The sequence below is a fragment of the Agrobacterium sp. T29 genome (genome assembly GCF_006970545.1).
GTDB lineage: Bacteria > Pseudomonadota > Alphaproteobacteria > Rhizobiales > Rhizobiaceae > Agrobacterium > Agrobacterium leguminum.
Genome location: NZ_CP040641.1, coordinates 2,004,919 through 2,022,101 on the forward strand (window position 1 = coordinate 2,004,919; position 17,183 = coordinate 2,022,101).

The 17,183-nt window shown below is 60.6% G+C and carries 13 protein-coding genes; 6 read left to right on the forward strand and 7 right to left on the reverse strand.

All coding sequences use genetic code 11. The annotated features are described in order from the left end of the window. Positions 1-253: 253 nt before the first annotated feature. From FGF54_RS24240 to FGF54_RS24255, 4 genes are read right to left on the reverse strand one after another with little or no spacing between them, the layout of a single operon-like run. Positions 254-991 carry an ABC transporter ATP-binding protein gene (locus FGF54_RS24240; RefSeq protein ID WP_142781431.1) on the reverse strand — a complete coding sequence of 246 codons (738 nt, stop codon included), beginning with the start codon at positions 989-991 and terminating at the stop codon, positions 254-256. After that, positions 988-1,833, reverse strand: coding sequence for an ABC transporter ATP-binding protein (locus FGF54_RS24245; RefSeq protein ID WP_142781432.1), 846 nt, complete (start codon positions 1,831-1,833; stop codon positions 988-990). Before FGF54_RS24245 ends, FGF54_RS24240 begins: the two co-directional genes overlap by 4 nt. Then, positions 1,820-2,719: an ABC transporter permease gene (locus FGF54_RS24250; protein ID WP_080818987.1), complete on the reverse strand. Its 900-nt coding sequence runs from the start codon at positions 2,717-2,719 to the stop codon at positions 1,820-1,822. Before FGF54_RS24250 ends, FGF54_RS24245 begins: the two co-directional genes overlap by 14 nt. Continuing rightward, complete coding sequence (locus FGF54_RS24255; protein ID WP_142781433.1) at positions 2,716-3,744, reverse strand: ABC transporter permease; 1,029 nt, start codon at positions 3,742-3,744, stop codon at positions 2,716-2,718. Before FGF54_RS24255 ends, FGF54_RS24250 begins: the two co-directional genes overlap by 4 nt. Positions 3,745-3,950: 206 nt before the next feature. Here FGF54_RS24255 and FGF54_RS24260 point away from each other — a divergent pair, with 206 nt between their 5' ends. From FGF54_RS24260 to FGF54_RS24280, 5 genes are all read left to right on the forward strand, one after another. Continuing rightward, entirely contained in the window at positions 3,951-4,664 is a 714-nt protein-coding gene (locus FGF54_RS24260) for a FadR/GntR family transcriptional regulator (RefSeq protein ID WP_137454045.1), read from the forward strand. Between the two features lie 67 nt (positions 4,665-4,731). Further along, positions 4,732-5,712 (forward strand): mannonate dehydratase, encoded by a 981-nt coding sequence (locus FGF54_RS24265; RefSeq protein ID WP_003521785.1) that lies wholly within the window; start codon positions 4,732-4,734, stop codon positions 5,710-5,712. Between the two features lie 126 nt (positions 5,713-5,838). Then, positions 5,839-7,377, forward strand: a complete 1,539-nt coding sequence (locus FGF54_RS24270; RefSeq protein ID WP_236781237.1) for an ABC transporter substrate-binding protein — start codon at positions 5,839-5,841, stop codon at positions 7,375-7,377. 279 nt (positions 7,378-7,656) lie between these two features. Then, positions 7,657-8,760 carry a hypothetical protein gene (locus tag FGF54_RS24275; RefSeq protein ID WP_142781631.1) on the forward strand — a complete coding sequence of 368 codons (1,104 nt, stop codon included), beginning with the start codon at positions 7,657-7,659 and terminating at the stop codon, positions 8,758-8,760. 189 nt (positions 8,761-8,949) lie between these two features. After that, a complete protein-coding gene (locus FGF54_RS24280; RefSeq protein ID WP_142781435.1) occupies positions 8,950-11,289 on the forward strand; it encodes an EAL domain-containing protein in 2,340 nt (779 codons plus the stop codon). 159 nt (positions 11,290-11,448) lie between these two features. On the opposite strand, the gene FGF54_RS24285 is transcribed toward FGF54_RS24280, so the two are convergent. Then, complete coding sequence (locus FGF54_RS24285; RefSeq protein ID WP_003521775.1) at positions 11,449-12,453, reverse strand: inorganic phosphate transporter; 1,005 nt, start codon at positions 12,451-12,453, stop codon at positions 11,449-11,451. Beyond that, complete coding sequence (locus FGF54_RS24290) at positions 12,453-13,097, reverse strand: DUF47 domain-containing protein (protein ID WP_044458958.1); 645 nt, start codon at positions 13,095-13,097, stop codon at positions 12,453-12,455. The genes FGF54_RS24285 and FGF54_RS24290 overlap by 1 nt, the downstream gene beginning before the upstream one ends. 113 nt (positions 13,098-13,210) lie before the next feature. On the opposite strand from FGF54_RS24290, the gene FGF54_RS24295 reads away from it, so the two are divergent. Next, entirely contained in the window at positions 13,211-13,753 is a 543-nt protein-coding gene (locus FGF54_RS24295) for an NUDIX hydrolase (RefSeq protein WP_059758602.1), read from the forward strand. Between the two features lie 283 nt (positions 13,754-14,036). Here FGF54_RS24295 and FGF54_RS24300 read toward each other — a convergent pair whose 3' ends face one another. Beyond that, positions 14,037-17,183, reverse strand: coding sequence for an efflux RND transporter permease subunit (locus tag FGF54_RS24300; RefSeq protein WP_142781436.1), 3,147 nt, complete (start codon positions 17,181-17,183; stop codon positions 14,037-14,039).

Below are 17,183 nucleotides of genomic sequence, written 5' to 3' on the forward strand. Positions count from 1 at the left end.
AATGTCCGGCCATTGTCTGCCCTGTCGTGGCAATGATTAGCAAAGACTCAAACAGCAATCCAGAACAAATGCTGAACGCATTGTTCCGGTGGTTTAAACGCAGTCGGTGGTGAGATTTATTGGCCCAAAAGGTCGCCCGTCCTCTACCGGCGATTGGCCGCTGCCGGGCAGGCGAAATCCCCGAAATCGCGCCACGGGAGAAGGCGGGCGGCCGTGGATGGGTCGCCCGGTGTGAGTGTTGTGGGGGTGATCGTTACAGGAAACTGCTTTCGAACAGCTCGCCTGAATAGGCCGAATGGGTAACGCCCGCTTCAAGATCGGCCTTGGTCAGCTCATCGACAAAATCGCCGTTCTGCATGACCAGCACACGGTCGCACATATGGGCGATCACCGCGAGGTCGTGGCTGACGAGAACGAAGGTGAGGTCGCGTTCTTCGCGCTGGTCGGCAAGCAGGTTCAGGATTTCCGCCTGGATGGAGACGTCGAGCGCGGATGTCGGCTCGTCGAGCAGCAGGATCGGCGGTTCGAGGATCAGCGCGCGGGCGATTGCCACGCGCTGCCGCTGGCCGCCGGAAAGTTCATGCGGGAAGCGCTCGGCGAAATGTGGGGGCAAGCCCACCTGTTGCAGGGCGGCAGGCACTTTCGACCAGCCATCGCCAAGTCCCATGGCGCGGATCGGTTCGGCGAGCGCCCGGCCGATGCGGTGGCGTGGGTGCAGGGAACCATAGGGGTCCTGAAACACCATCTGCGCCAGCTTCAGTTCCTCGCGGCTGCGGAGCTTGCCGACCGGCTTGCCGTCGAAGCTGATCGAGCCGGTCCAGCCGGCTTCCAGCCCCGCCAGCGACCGCAGCAATGTCGACTTGCCGCAGCCGCTCTCACCGACGATGCCAAGCGTTTCACCTCTGTTGACCGTGAGGCTGACGCCGCGCACGACGTGATTGCGGTTTTCCTTTGCGCCGTAGACGACGTCGAGCTTGTCTACCGTGATCATCGCATGACCTCCGTATCGATGGCCTGACGGTCCAGCACCTTGAGACGCCGCACCGGATTGCGGGGATCGGGCATCGCCGCGATCAGGCCCCGCGTATAGGGATGTTGCGCATCCTCCAGCTTCGTCAGCGTTTCCACGACGCGTCCGCCATACATGACCAGCACGCGCTCACAGAAGGCCGCGACCATGCGGATGTCATGGCTGATGAGGATCAGGCCGGATTTATTCTCCCGCACCATCTCGTCCAGAAGCAAAAGCACATCCTTGCGCACGCTGACATCGAGGGCCGAGGTCGGTTCGTCGGCAATGACCAGCTTGGGCTTTGCGAGCAGCATCATGGCGATCATCACGCGCTGTCCCATGCCGCCCGATATCTGGTGCGGATAAAGCGCCATCACGCGGTCGGGATCGTTGATGCGCACGCGCAGCAACATGTCCCGTGCTGCACCTCTCGCTGCCTTTCCGGTCAGCGCCAGATGCAGTTCGGCGGCCTCCGCCACCTGCTTTCCGATGGGCAGCACCGGGTTCAGCGAATAACGCGGGTCCTGCATGATAAGCGCCATCTCGCTGCCGCGGATTGCGCCCATCTGCCGCTCGGATTTTTCGAGCAGCGGCTCGGACAGGAAATCCATCCGCTCCGCCGTCACCGTGGCGCTTTTCGGCAGGAGCCGCATGGCAGCCCGGCCGGTGGTGGATTTTCCGGAGCCGGATTCACCGACGATGCCGACCCTTTCGCGCCCGACATCGAAATTGACATTGGACACGGCGGGAATGGTGTTGCGGCCGAAACGGACATTGAGGTCGCGGACCGAAAGGATGGGGGAGCTATCAGGAGCGGGCATGACGCGGATCCAGAAGGTCGCGCAGCGTATCGCCGGCGATGTTGAAGGCAAGGCTCGTCAGCAGGATGGCAATGCCGGGCATGACGGCGACCCACCAGTAATCGAGCATGAACTTACGGCCGCTGGAGATCATCGCCCCCCATTCCGGTAGCGGCGGCTGGGCTCCCAGACCGAGGAAGCCGAGTGAAGCGGCCGTCAGGATGATGCCCGCCATGTTCAGCGTCAGGCGAACGATGACCGAGGGAATGCACATCGGCGCAATGTACAGAAACAGGATGCGCAGCGGCGAGGCGCCATAGAGACGGGCGGCGGCGACGTAGTCTGTATTGCGCACGACAAGCGCTTCCGCGCGGGCAAGACGCGCAATCGGCGGCCATGCCGTCAGCGAGATCGCAATGATCGCCGTGCCGAGACCGGCGCCCATGGCGGCCGCAAAGGCAAGCGCCAGCACGAGCGAGGGGAAGGACAGGACGATATCGGTCGCGCGCATCAGGATTGCGTCGGTTCGTCCGCCGAAGAAACCGGCCATCACGCCAATGGCAAGGCCGATAGGACCGACGATGACCGAGACCGACAGTACCGTCTGGATGGTGATGCGGGTGCCGTAAACAAGCCGGCTGAAAATGTCGCGGCCGAATTCGTCGGTTCCGGCCAGATGCGCCCAGCTGGGTGGTTGAAGCGCGTTTTCCAGAGCCTGACGGGCAGGATCGTAAGGCGCGATGAGCGGAGCAAAGATTGCGACCAGAACCAGAATGGCCAGAATGGCGAAGCCGAACATTCCAAGCGGTTCATCCGCGAGCTTTCGAAGTGTCCGCGCGGTAGTGGTTGAGATGCGCGACAGGGCGCTGGGACGATCAACGGTATTGTTGTGCGCGATATCGGTCATCGTGCGGCCTCCCGTGTACGGGGATCGAGCGTGGTGTAGGCCAGATCGGCGAGGAAGTTGAGCAACATGAAAATGAAGCCGATGACGATTGTGGCGGCCAGAATCGCATTCATGTCGCCGATGAGCAGCGCATTCGTCATGTATTGACCGATGCCGGGCCAGGAGAAGACGATCTCCGTGACCACGGCGCCTTCCAGCAGGTTGCCATAGGAGATCGCCAGCACGGTGATGAGCTGCACGGCGATGTTGGGCAGCACATGGCCGGTTATGGTGCGTGCTGGGCTGACGCCCTTGGCCCTTGCGGCGATGACATAATCCTGGCTGAGCTGTTCGAGGGTGAAGGCCCTCGTCATGCGGGTAATATAGGCCATGGCCATATAGGCGAGGATGATCGCCGGCAGGATGATGTGTCCAAGCGCATTCCAGAAGATTTCCGTCTCGCCCGCAAGGAGGGTGTCGACGAGCATCAATCCCGTCTTCGGCTCAACGAGACCTTCGTAAAAGACATCGACCCGGCCAGGCCCCGCGACAAGGTTGAGGTTCGCGTAGAAAATCACCAGCCCGACGATGCCGAACCAGAAGACCGGTATCGAATGTCCTACCAGCGCAAACACGCGCGCGAACTTGTCGATGAAGGTGTCGCGGAAGAGGGCGGCGGCGAGACCGAGTGGGACGCCGACGACCGTCGAGATGATGATCGCCAGCGTGGCGAGTTCGAAAGTGGCGGGGAAAGCCTGCGCCAGATCGCGGGTAACGGGGTTGCCGGTCAGGATCGCAATGCCGAAATCGCCATGCAGCAAGCCGCGCAGATAGATGAAGAATTGCTGGTAAAGCGGCAGGTCGAGCCCCAGCCGCGCTCGCATGGCCTCATAGGCCTTGGGATCGGCAAGTTCGCCGACGATTGCCCCGACCGGATCACTCGGCATGACCCGGCCGATGATGAAGGTGATGCAGAGCAGGATGAAGAGGCTGACGATCAGTTGCAGAAAACGATGTCCAAGCCCGCGCAGTGAGATTTCCGTCATTGCTGGCCGCACTTCCCTGTGAGAACGCTGTCGGCAGTGGAGCCTTTGCACGCTGCTCGCCGCAGACGCGCAATTCTCCTTTGCAAAAACTCTTGATGGTACTTCATCCCAACTCCTCCCTGAGCTAACATGAAAACATATGATGTGCAACTATGTCATAATATGAGTAGCGAAGGGATTCGTATTCTGCAAGAGGGAAGAGTGGCATGATGGGCGACAAAGCGAGGCCGCGGGAGAGGCGGGCACAACAGATCATCGATAATCTCAGCGCAGAAATTCGCAGTGGAAAACTGAAAAACGGCGATCAACTTCCCACCGAACCGGAGCTTGAACGCAGCTACGGCGTGAGCCGCACCGTGGTTCGCGAGGCGATCGCGGATTTGCGTTCCGCCGGCTATGTCGTTCCCATCCAGGGCAAGGGGGTTTTCGTCAGCAATGCCAGTGAATGGGCCGGCGTGAAACTGACGCAAACCGAAGTCGGAACCATTGCGGAAACGCTGGAAATGCTGGAGTTCCGGCTTGCGACGGAAGGGGAGGCGGCGGCAATCGCCGCCTATCGCCGTACAGCCCAGCAGGAGGCCGCAATCTCTGCGGCGCACCGGAAAATGGCCCGCGCCATCGATGCGCGTGAAACCACCGTCGATGCCGATTACGAGTTTCACACGGCCATCGCGATCGCCACCAATAACCGCTTCTATCTGGAGGCTCTGCGTCAGTTCGGCTCGCGCTCCATACCGCGCGGGCAGTTCCCGACGCTGCCGGAAACCGGCGATGCGAATTATCTTCGCAAAGTGCAGGCCGAGCACGAGGCAATCCTGCGCGCCATCGTCGAACAGGATCCGGAAGCGGCGCGAAAAGCCATGCGCGAACATATGCTTGCGAGCCAGCGCCGATACAGGTTGCTATCAGAAGCGCAATAGCATCTCGACACTCATCTTATTTCATGCGATGTCATATGATGACTTGCATGAAGAGAGGAGAGAATCGATGTATGTCGGCACCCAGGTTGCTGCGCGCGATGACGAGGATTTTAAGGTTTGGGCGCAGCTCGGCGTCAAAAATATCAACGCGGACCCGCCCGGAAAGCCCGCGAGCTGGACTTTCGAGGACTTTGAGCGCCACCGTGACAAGGTCGAAAGCTTTGGCCTCGTTCTCGACATGGTGCAGTTGCCGCTGCCGTCGCGGCCGATCGAACAGGCTTCGTATCCCGATATCCTGCTTGCCGGCCCTGATCGTGACCGGCAGATCGATGCCGTCTGCACGATGATAGAGAATATCGCCAGGGCCGGAATCCCTGCGGCGAAATACAATCTCAACCTCATCGGCATTCCGCGCACCGAAATGGAGCGCGGCCGCGGCGGCTCGCTCAACGAGGCCTGGCGCTGGGACAAGGCGGACCATGATGCAGCGCCGGGTCTCGCTGGCGTTCTTTCCGAAGACGAGAACTGGGAACGCATCGATTACTTCCTCGAGCGTGTGGTGCCGGTGGCCGAAAGCAACCGCGTGCGCCTGGCATGCCATCCGCATGATCCCTATACGCCGCCGGGTTACCGGGGCGTCACCCGCGTTCTCGGCACGGTCGAGGGGCTGAAGAAATTCGTGCAGATGCGCGAGAGCCCCTATCACGGCCTGAATTTCTGCCAGGGGTCGATCGGCGAGATGCTCGACAATCCGCGCGAGGAAATCGACGACATCATCAGGTGGTTCGGCAGCCGCGACAAGATCTTCAACGTCCATTTCCGCAATATCAGCGGCGGCAAACTCTCCTTCATGGAGACGTTCCCCGATGAAGGCGACATGGACATGGTGCGTTCGCTGAAACTCTATCACGAACTCGGTTATCGCTACATGATCATGCCAGACCATGTGCCGACGATTGCCGGGCGCGATGCCGTCGGTGTCGCTTTCGCCTTCTGCTACGGCTACATCGCCGCGCTGATAGAAGCGCTTGATAACAAACATCTTTGACCGTTCTGACCCGCGACGCCGCGCTGCGTCGCGGGCTTTTTCACAAACATGAATTACCGATCTGTAGGAGGAGCAGGTATGAGAAAATCATTGATCCGTCTCGCATTCACCACGGCCCTGGGCGCCATGCTGGTGCAGGCAGCGCCGGCCGTGGCCAAAACACCGAATGACCAGCTTGTCATCGGAACCTCGCTGGCTCAGGTGCTGTCGCTTGATCCGCATCAGGCCACCGAAGGAAAAGCCAACGAAATCATGTCCAACCTCTATGACCGTCTTATTTCGGTCGATGGTTCGGGCAAGGTTTCACCGCAGCTTGCCGAGCGCTGGGAGATAGATGACAAGGGCATCACCTTCCATCTTCGCGAAGCCAATTTCGCGTCGGGCAATCCGGTAACCTCGGCAGATGTCGTCTATTCGCTCAGCCGGCTGTTGAAGATGAACCAGGCGGCCGCAGCCAACCTCAAGCGCGTTGGTTATAATGCCGATAATGTCGACAAGCTGGTGAGCGCGCCGGATGAAAAAACGGTACGCATCGATCTTTCCGGCGAAACGACGTCCGAGTTGCTTCTTTACCGTCTGGCCATGGTCATCGCCAGCGTCGTCGACAGCAAGGAACTCAAGTCGCATGAAAGCAGTGGCGACTGGGGCAATGGCTGGCTGAGAACCAATTCCGCCGGTTCCGGTCCCTTTACGCTCAATCGCTGGTCACCGAATGAGATCATTATTCTCGAGGCCAACAAGAATTATGTGGCCGGCAGCCCGAAAATGCGCCGCGTCATCGTGCGGCATGTGCCGGAAAGCCAGGTGGAGCGCCTGATGCTGGAGCGTGGCGATATCGACATCGCCAGTGCGCTGACGGCTGCCGACCTTGCAACCTTCAACAACAAGGAAGGCTTCCAGATTCAGCGCGTGCCGACGGGCGGCTTCTACGTCCTGTCCATGAATGCCGGCAAGGAACCTTTGTCCAACCCCAAGGTCCGCGAAGCGATTGCCTATGGCATCGACTACAAGGGAATGGAAAAGACCATCATGGGTCCCTATGGCCGGGCGCGCACGGTGCCGGTGCCGGAAAACTTCGAATACGCCATTCCGAGCCCGGACTGGAAGCTCGATGTCGAGAAGGCGAAGGCGCTCCTCAAGGAGGCCGGTTATGAAAACGGCTTCACACTTAATCTGAAGACGATCGCGCAGACGCCGCGCATCGACCTCGCCACCGCGATCCAGGCGTCGCTAAGCCAGATCGGCATCAAGGTCAATATCCAGCAGGGTAACGGTTCGGACGTGATTGCCGCCCACCGCGCGCGGGATTTCGATCTGCTCATTCCGCAGACGGGCGCCTATATGCCGAATGTGCTGGGCTCGATGGAGCAATTCTCCAGCAACCCCGACAATTCGGTGGCCGCCAACAACGCCGGCAATTTCGTCTGGCGCTCGGCCTGGGACATTCCGGAACTGACGGCGCTCACAGCAAAGGCTTCGCTGGAGCCGGACGCCAAGAAGCGCGGAGAAATCTACACCCAGATGCAGGAAATGTTCGTCGCCCAGAAGCCGGCGGTGCTGCCGATGTTCGAGAGGTTCGAGCCGATCGTGCTGAATGCGCGCGTGAAGGATTATGTGGGCCACCCCAGCCAGACGACCCGGCTGGAAAAGGTTACGAAGGATTAAGGGCAAACTATAGTCTTTGGAACCTGCGACGGGCGGTTTTACCGCCCGTTTTTTTATTGGCGGTTAGGTCCGTACCCCTGAAAGCGTCCTCCATGACGCTCCTCCGGCTCTTCGCGGAAACGAAACTAGTCGCAGCAGGTGGTTGTCGCACGCCATCCAGTAATTTCAGGGGGTTTTCTCAAGGACTTCATCGGTTTAGACCGACCGTTGACTATTCCTTCCATCGGGCGAGAGTCGTGAACTCCGCTCACCCACCTCCCGAAGAATGCGTTGATGACCATGAACCTTGCACAGATAAAACTTCCGTCTCGGCCGCTGAGCCTCAAACGTGGCGTCATTTCAGTGCCGGTAGCCTATTATTTTTCCATTCCGGTGCTTCTGGTCATCACGGCCGTCATGCTCGTCGCCGAAGGTCCGGGCATATTGCGCGACTATCAGATCAGCAAAGATCCGCTGGAGATTGAAAACGGCGATATCAGCGGTAGCTGCAAGACGCGCAAGGCGATCTTCACGACCTGTGAGGCGGATCTTTCCTATGACCATGCGGGCGTGAGCTACAAGAAGGATGTCGAGGTCATGTTCGTCGATTTCCATTCCGGCGATTATGAAACCGGACTGGTCATCTCCGCGAAGAACCCGGAACTCGCTACGATTTCGCTGGGCCTCGACATGCTCTGGAACCGCATCATCACGCTCGGCGTGTTCGTTGCCCTGCTCGGTTTCGGCAGTTTGGCGATGCTGTTCACGCTTATCCGTGTCCTGCGGGTTCGCCTGCAGCTGCGCAAGCCCGCACCGTTGACCGTCATTCCGGTGGCGCTGACGGCGGTTGCCGAAAAACGCAGCCGTCTCTTTGTCACCTATGCCGATACGGTCAGAGAAGACAAGACCAAGCGGCAGTCCTTCACCCATCTGGAGAGGGGGCGAATCCCGGTCGTCGTTGGCCATAACGGAAAACACGATGTTGCGCTGGCAGTCTGGCACGGCAACACCGCGCTGCCGGTTCTGCTCGACGACCGGCTGGAGCGGATCGAGCTATCGGAGCAGGAAAGGGCGGAGGCTCTCGCATCGCTTGCCCCGATGCTTGCGAACCAGACGCCGGAGGGCGCCTCGGCTCCGGGTGCGACGAGCGCGAAAGGACCGAGCCTCCTGCGCAGACTGGGGACTTTCGTTGCCATCGTGGCCGTCATCGTCGTCGCGGTTATCGGTTACTGGCTGTGGTATGTCACCAGCGCCCCGTCGCAGTTCAACTCGCCCGGCATGGACCTCAACAACATGATGCCCGCCGCAATTAACGAGTGGGGATGCGCCCGTCTGCAGGAGCGTTTCGCCGATGGCCCGGCGCCTTTCGGATGCACCGCAGCCGATTATCGAAGCTGGAAATAAACGGCCTTTCCTCTAGTCCCGGCCGGGCCGCTTGCGAAAAAGCTTACGGGCTGCCGCGTGCGGCCCGTTCCTTTCTGTACGTTGCAGGACAGATCGTTCCATTTATCAGTAGTTGCATTAGAGATTTATAAATAAACCACTCCCATAGTGCCACCGTGAGCGGTTCTTCAGAGGCTGGGAGAGTGCGTCATGTTCACGGTACTGGAATGCGTTGTCGTACAACACGACCGGGCGGTCGTGCTTCTTGCGGCTGTTATCTGCCTGCTTGGCATGTTTGCTTTTTTTCATCTTTTATTGCGTGCGGAGGAAAGTCCGGCTGGCCGCAAGCCCTATTGGGTGCTGGTTTCCGCCTTTGCCGGAGGGCTCAGCGTCTGGGCCACGCATTTCGTCGCCATGCTCGCCTATAAGGGCGCGGTGCCGATCGGTTATGATTTCGCCTTTACGGCTTTTTCGGCGGTTCTTGCTGTCTTCGGTTTCTGGCTGGCGCTCACCACCCGTTCGCAGGCCGCTTACAGCCCGGTGATCGTCGGCACGCTGGTCACGCTCTCGGTTGCCGTCATGCATTTCGTCGGCATGGCGGGAATGGATGTCGCCGCCACGATCAGCTATCGGTGGGGGCCGGTGCTGGGTGGTTTTGCGGTTGCCTGGGCGTTTTTTCTCCTCGCCTTTTTCCTTTTTCGCCGCCTCGGCTCCTGGCAGCGCATCGCCGCGCCGGCTGGATCGGCGATTTTCGCGATCTGCGCGCTGCATTTCACGGCCATGTCGGCCACGGTGCTTTCGCCGGATCCGTCCGTATCCGGGCCTGATCCCGACAATGTCGCCCGGCTGATCATGATCTGCGTCATCTCCGGCGTCACGTTCCTGATCCTGTCCACCACTGCTGCGGCTGCTCTTGTGGATCGCTACCTTGTCGATCTCAAGGGTCTTGTGGATGCGACGCTCGATGGTCTCGCCGTCGTTCGCGATGGGCGGATCGTGGAGCTTAACACCCGTTTTGCCGGCCTTCTGGGCCGGGAGGAAGCGTCGCTGGTCGGACAAAACCCCGACGATCTCTTCAAGGCCATCGACGGACAACCCGCCTATCTGCCGCGCCATGCACCGGTGGAGGCGGTGCACGAGCGCGCCGGGCAGGCGCAGATATTCGAACTCGGCGTACGAACGATCGAATATCGCGGCCGCCCCTGCGAGGTGATGGCCATTCGCGACCTGACGGAAAAGCGCGAAGCGCAGCGGGAAATCGAATATCTCGCCCGCCACGACGTCCTGACGGGCCTTTCCAACCGCACCATGTTCCAGACCCGTCTTCACCAGCAGATCGAGCATTGCGACGAGGAGGACGAATTCGCGCTGCTGGCGCTCGACCTCGACCGGTTCAAGGCGGTCAACGACATATTCGGCCATGCCGAGGGGGATCGCGTCCTGAAAAAGGTCGCCGCCATTCTCGATGAATGCGCAAGGGCAGGGGATGTTGTCGCCCGTCTCGGCGGCGATGAATTCGTCATCCTGACTACCCGGCACACCAGGGCGGAAGAGGCGCGCCTGCTCGCCGAGACGATCCTTGGCATGTTTGCACTGAAGATGAATGTTGCCAACGATCCGACCTCCGTTGGCGTCAGCATCGGCATCGCCGTCTTCCCGCGGGACGGGAAGGACGATGAAAGCATCATGCACGCCGCCGATCTGGCGCTCTACCGCGCCAAGATGGGCGGGCGAGGCATATTGGCCTTCTACGACCCGGTGATGGACCAGGAGGCGCGCGAACGCCGCCAGCTCGAAACGGATCTGCGGCTTGCCATCAATCGCAACGAGTTGCTGTTGAATTATCAGCCGGTGCTGTCAGTCGAATGCGGCCAGGTCGTGGGTTACGAGGCGCTGGTGCGCTGGCAGCACCCGACACGGGGCGTGGTGCCGCCGGATGTCTTCATTCCGATTGCCGAAGAGAGCGGTATCATCATCTCGCTCGGCGAATGGGTGCTGCGCGAGGCCTGCCGTCAGGCGGCCGGCTGGGCACCGCACCTGAAGATCGCGGTGAACGTTTCGCCATTGCAGTTTTCGCTGGCCAATCTCGGCCATGTCGTCTGCACCGTGCTGATGCAGACCGGGCTTTCGCCCAACCGGCTGGAACTGGAAATCACCGAAGCCGCGCTTCTGAAAGACCGAAGGGCGACATTGATCATCCTCAACCAGTTGAAGGCGCTCGGCGTCGCCATCGTCATGGACGATTTCGGCACCGGTTATTCCTCGCTCAGCAACCTGCAAAGCTTCCCCTTCGACAAGATCAAGATCGACCGCAGCTTCATCGCCGCCATGAGCGACGATGACAATGCCCGCGCCATCGTGCGCGCAGTGATCGGCCTCGGCCGCAGCCTCGATCTGCCGGTGACGGCGGAGGGAATTGAAACGGATGCGCAATACCGCATGGTGGTCGACGAGGGCTGCGCGCAGGCGCAGGGTTATCTCTTCGGCAAACCGGATGTCGCGCCCGCCCAGGTCGTCAGCGCCACCACACGGAAGAAACATTCCGTTTGATAAAAGATGCGACGGCACAATGGTGTCGTCGCCTTCCTTTCCGGTAACCCTTCCAGAAAACCCGCCGTGCCATGGCTGCGATCCGCATCGGCTCCCCGGAGCAACAGCCACGGGGTGGCTTTTTGTTCCGGGGAATGGCAATCGGGCGGGCTGAACCTATCAGCCGAACAGCGACGTCAGCCCGTAAACCGCGGCGGAGATCAGTGCAGCCGCCGGCATGGTCACGATCCAGGCGATGACGATATTGCCGGCAAGGCCCCAGCGCACCGCCGAGACGCGGCGGGCCGCGCCGACGCCGACGATGGCGCCGGTGATCGTGTGGGTGGTGGAGACCGGAATGCCGAGCCACGTCGCACCGAACAACGTCAGCGCACCGCCGGTTTCGGCGCAGAAACCCTGCATCGGGTTCAGGCGGGTGATCTTCGACCCCATCGTATGGACGATGCGCCAGCCGCCGAACAGCGTGCCGAGCGCCATGGCCGACTGGCAGGAAATCACCACCCAGAAGGGCACGTAGAAGCTCTCGCCGAGATGTCCCTGACTGAAGAGCAGCACGGCAATGATGCCCATGGTCTTCTGCGCGTCGTTGCCGCCGTGTCCCAGCGAATAAAGCGAGGCGGAGATGAACTGCATGACGCGGAAGGTGCGGTCCACGGCAAAGGGCGTCTGCCGCACGAACAGCCAGGAGACGGTGAGCACCAGAAGCAGGGCGAGGAAGAAGCCGATGGCCGGCGACATGAAGATGGCGCCCACGGTCTTCAGCAGACCCGACCAGACGATGGAATTGAAACCCACCTTCGCAAATCCCGCACCGACGAGCCCGCCGATCAGCGCGTGCGACGAGCTGGAGGGAATGCCGAAGATCCAGGTGACGATGTTCCAGACGATGGCGCCGATCAGCGCCGCGAAGATCACCTGCGGCGATACGATGGCCGGATCGATGATGCCGGTGCCGAGCGTTTCGGCCACATGCAGGCCGAAGAACAGGAAGGCGATGAAGTTGAAGAAGGCCGCCCAGGCGACCGCATATTGCGGGCGCAGCACACGGGTGGAGACGATGGTGGCGATGGAATTGGCGGCATCGTGCAGACCGTTCAGAAAATCGAAGAACAGCGCGATGGCGATAAGGCCGATTAGCAGCGGCAGGGCAAGTGCGACATCCATCAGACGTTCTCGATAACGATGCCGCTGATCTCGTTGGCCACATCCTCGAAACGGTCGACGACCTTTTCGAGTTCGCCGTAGATCTCGCTGCCGATCATATAGGCCATGGCATTGCCGCTTGCGCCGTGGCGGCGGAAGAGGTCCTTGAGACCCAGATCGTGAAGTTCGTCGGAGCGGCCTTCAACGCGGGTCACCTCTTCGGCGATGGATGACAGGCGATGCGCATTCGTGCCCACCTTGTTGAGAAGCGGAATGGCTTCCGCGATGAGGCCGGCTGCGCGCACGATCTCATGACCCATTTCCTTCATCAGCGGATCGAATTCCGTTTGCTCGAAAAGGCGGATGGTCTTGACGGTCTTGTGCATCATGTCGATGGCGTCATCCATCGACTGGATGAGATCCTTGATGTCGCCGCGGTCGAAGGGGGTGATGAAGCTGCGCCTGACCGCGAGCAGCACCTCGCGGGTGATGTCGTCCGCCTGATGTTCGAGGGCGACGATGAGGTCGCAGTTCTTCTCGACGTCGACGCCGCTCAAAAGTTGGTCAAGGGCCTCGGCCGCTTTGATGACGGTTTCGGAATGTTTGCTGAACATGTCGAAGAAACGGTCCTCGCGCGGCATCAGCTTGCGAAAAATACTCATCATGCGAATTGGCCCTCAATGGCGCTTTATTAGTTGTGGGGGGTGATTGTCATAAAACTGTCATAAATGCACGCGGGGCATTGATGCAACCCGGAAAATCAGCACTATCAACGGATATGAAACCCACCAAGAAAAGCCGGAAAACCCGCCCGGCTCGTGCACTGACATTGCTCCAGCAGCTTGCTGCGGTTCCGGAAAAGCTCTTCACCGGCGCTTTCCGGCAGCAATATGCCGCGCTCTGCTTCCGTTATGCCGGCAATGGCGAGGATGTCGAAATCCTCCTCGTCACGTCCCGTACCAGCGGACGCTGGATCATTCCGCGCGGCTGGCCGATGAAACGCAAGAAGCCGCACGAGGCGGCGGCAATCGAGGCGTGGGAGGAGGCGGGCGTGCGCGGCCGGGTGAAAAAGAATGCGGTTGGCCGCTATACCTATCTCAAGATGCTCGACAATGGCGATGTCGTTCCCTGCATGGTCGATGTGTTCCAGATAGAGGTGACGGAGGCGGAAACCAGTTTCAAGGAACGCGGGGAACGCCTGCTGGAATGGGTGCGCCCGGATGAGGCGGCAAGGCGGGTTCGCGATATCGAACTGAAGTCGCTTCTTGTCGATTTTCGCCCGAAGGGCAAAAAGAAGCGTCAGGGCAGCGAGAGACCCTGAATGCGAGGCCGACGGATGGACCTAGAGCATTTCCCGTAAAAGCGGAATCGCTTTTACACCTGGACAATGCGTGAAAACAAAGGGTTAGAGCATTTCCCGTAAACCTTTGCCACAGTACACGACAGAAAGGTAATCTGATACGGCAATCGCGGTGTTTGCGGTGGCGCGCGATGTTTCCCATCTCCGTCATTCCGGCTCAAGGCCCGAATGACGGAGGTGGGCGTGCAACGGCACAGGAAACCGTTGCGTCGTGTACTGTGAACCCTTCGTCACGGGAAATGCTCTAGGCCGAGGCCGCCGGTCGGTCCTGCATGGCCGTTTCCGCCGCCTCGTCCGGCGCCTTCGGTAACAGGCGGGCAAAACGCCTGACGATGCTGTCTATATAGGACAGGATGGTCGGCACCACGATCAGGGTCAGCAGCGTGGAACTGATGAGGCCGCCAACCACCGCATGGGCCATCGGCGCACGCTGCGCGCCGCCACCGCCGACGGCGAGACCGAGCGGGATCATGCCGAAGATCATCGCAAGCGTCGTCATGATGATCGGGCGGAAGCGGATGACACCGGCATTTTCCAGCGCCTCGTTCAGCGATAGCCCACGCCGCCGTTCGCGATTGGCGAAATCGACCAGCAGGATGCCGTTTTTGGTCACGAGGCCCATAAGCATGATGAAGCCGATCAGCGAGAACATGTTGATCGTACTGCCGGCCACCATCAGCCCGATGAGGACGCCGACAAGCGAAAGCGGCAGGGACGCCATGATGGCGAGCGGTTGCATGAAACTGCCGAATTGCGCGGCGAGCACGATGTAGATGAAGATGACGGCCATGGTAAGCGCCGTGACCATGTGGCCGATGGTCTCCTGCATGGTTTCGGCGTCACCGCCGAAGCGGATGCGATAGCCGTTCGGCAGGTCACGGCCGGCGGTCAGGCCCTGCAACGTCTCCGTGACCTCGCCAAGCGTGCGGCCGGCGATATTGGCCGAAACCAGTATCTCGCGGCGATTGTCGATACGGCGGATTTCGGCGGGAGCCGGCATGATGCCGATATCGGCAACCTGATCGAGACGCACCATCAGCGGCGCGCCGTTCGTGGCCGTGCGGCCGGTTGCGATCATCAATTCACCGAGACCTGACGCGTCAGACCGCCGCTCGACGGGCAGGCGAATGACGATATCGTAGCTGTTGCCGTCCGCATCCGTCCATTTCGACACATCCTCGCCGCCGATGAGGGGGGAAAGCGCTGCGGCAAGATCGGAGCGGGCAATGCCGAGATCGCTCGCCGCCGCAGGCTTCAGGCGGACCGAAAGAATGGAGGTCACATCCTTGGCGCTGGAGGTCACATCCACGAGGCCGGGGATTTTCTTCATGTCTTCGACCAGACCGGTGGCGATTTTTTCGAGGACCGCCCGGTCGTCGCCGAGGATGCTGAGCTGCACCGGGCTTTCGCCGCCGCCAAGACCATTCTGCAGGATCGTGGCCTCTATGCCGGGTATGGCTGACAGGCGTTTGCGAACCGGTTCGGCAAGGGAGAGCGGAGTTCGGCTCCGCATATCGAGCGGCACCAGCCCCACCAATGTGGCGGCGCGATGCTTGCCGGCGGCGCCGCCGGTATTGACGGTGGAATAAAGCGTCTCGACTTCCGGAAATTCCTTCAGTGCCTTTTCGACCTGCCGCACCTTCGTTGTCGTATAGTCCAGCGAGGAGCCGACCGGCGCGGTAATATTGACCTGAAAGCGGCCCTCATCGGCATTCGGAACGAATTCCGTGCCGACCAGCGGCACCATGAACAGGCTGCCGATAAAGATGCCGACTGTGGCAAGCAGGGTGACGAGCCGGTGGCGCAGGGTCCAGCCGATGGCCCGGCGATATTGCCCCGCCATCCATTCGAAGCCGAGGTCGAAACGGCCGATCAGGCGGCCCATCGGCCCGCGCTTCGCATCGGGCTGGGCGTCCGGATCGTACCAGACGCTCGATAGCATCGGGTCGAGCGTGAAGGCGACGAAGAGCGAGATCAGGACGGCGGCGGAAACGGTGACGCCGAATTCGTAGAAAAAACGGCCGACAATGCCGTCCATGAAGGCGACCGGCAGGAAGACTGCCACGATTGTCGCCGTTGTTGCGATTACCGCAAGCCCGATTTCATTGGTGCCGTCGAGTGCTGCGCGCAGGTGGGATTTGCCCATGTGGAGATGGCGGGTGATGTTTTCGCGCACCACGATGGCGTCATCCACCAGAATGCCGATGGAAAGCGTCAGTGCCAGCAGGCTGAGCGTATTGAGCGTGAAGCCGAGGAAATGGATCACCGCGAGCGTGCCGATGATTGCTATCGGCAATGTCAGCCCGGTAATAACCGTGCTGCGCCAGGAATTTAGAAACAGGAAGACGATGGCGACGGCGAGCGCCGCACCTTCGATCAGCGTCGTCTGTACCTGGTTGACGGATTCGCGGATCGGTATCGATGAATCCGTGACGATGCGCAGCTGTACGTTCTGTGGGGCAAGCTCGGCGTTGAGCGCATCGAGGCGCTTCCTCACATCCGTCGCGACCTGAACCGTATTGGCGTCCTGAACCTTGACGATGTCGATCGCCAGCGCCGTCTGGCCATTATAAAGGGCGCGGTTTTCGGCATCGGCTGCCCCTTCGGAAAGTGTGGCGACATCGCGAAGCGCAATGGCCGCGCCGCCGCGCCTTGCCACGACCATATCCAGCAGCGCCTGCGGTTTCTCGATACGCCCCTGCACCTGAATCGTGCGTTCGGAGACGGGATCGACAACGCTTCCGGCCGGGCTGTTGCTATTGCCGGTGCGCAGCGCATTCTCCACCTCGTTGATGCCGATCCCGAGGGCGCGCATGCGCGTCTCGTCGATTGTCACATCGATCTGCCGTTTGCGGGCGCCGACCAGCGTTGCCTGCCCGACGCCGGCAACGGTCGTCAACTGCCGCACCACCTTCTGGTCGGCAAGGCTGGTGAGGGCGGGCACATCGAGCGACGTCGAACTGATCGCCACCGACAGGATCGGCTCGGCGGCGGGGTCGAACCTCGATATGACGGGCTTTTTGGCATCTTCGGGAAAATTCGCCTCGATGGCGGCGATCTTGTCGCGCACCTCCTGCGCGGCGGCCGAACTGCGCACCTCGAGCTTGAATTTCGCGACGACGACAGAGCGCCCCTCATAGGAGGTGGAGGTGACCTCATCGAGACCGCCAATGGCGTTCAGCGCATCCTCGACCGGGCGTGTCACCTCGGTTTCCACCGTCTCCGGCGTCGCGCCGGGATAAGAGGTGATGACCACCACCACGGGAACGTCGACATTGGGATATTGGTCCAGCCCAAGCCGTTGCAGGGAGAAGGCGCCCATGACGAGAAGCGCAACCATCATCATGGTGGCGAAAACGGGGTGGGTGACGGATATGCGGGTCAAGAACAT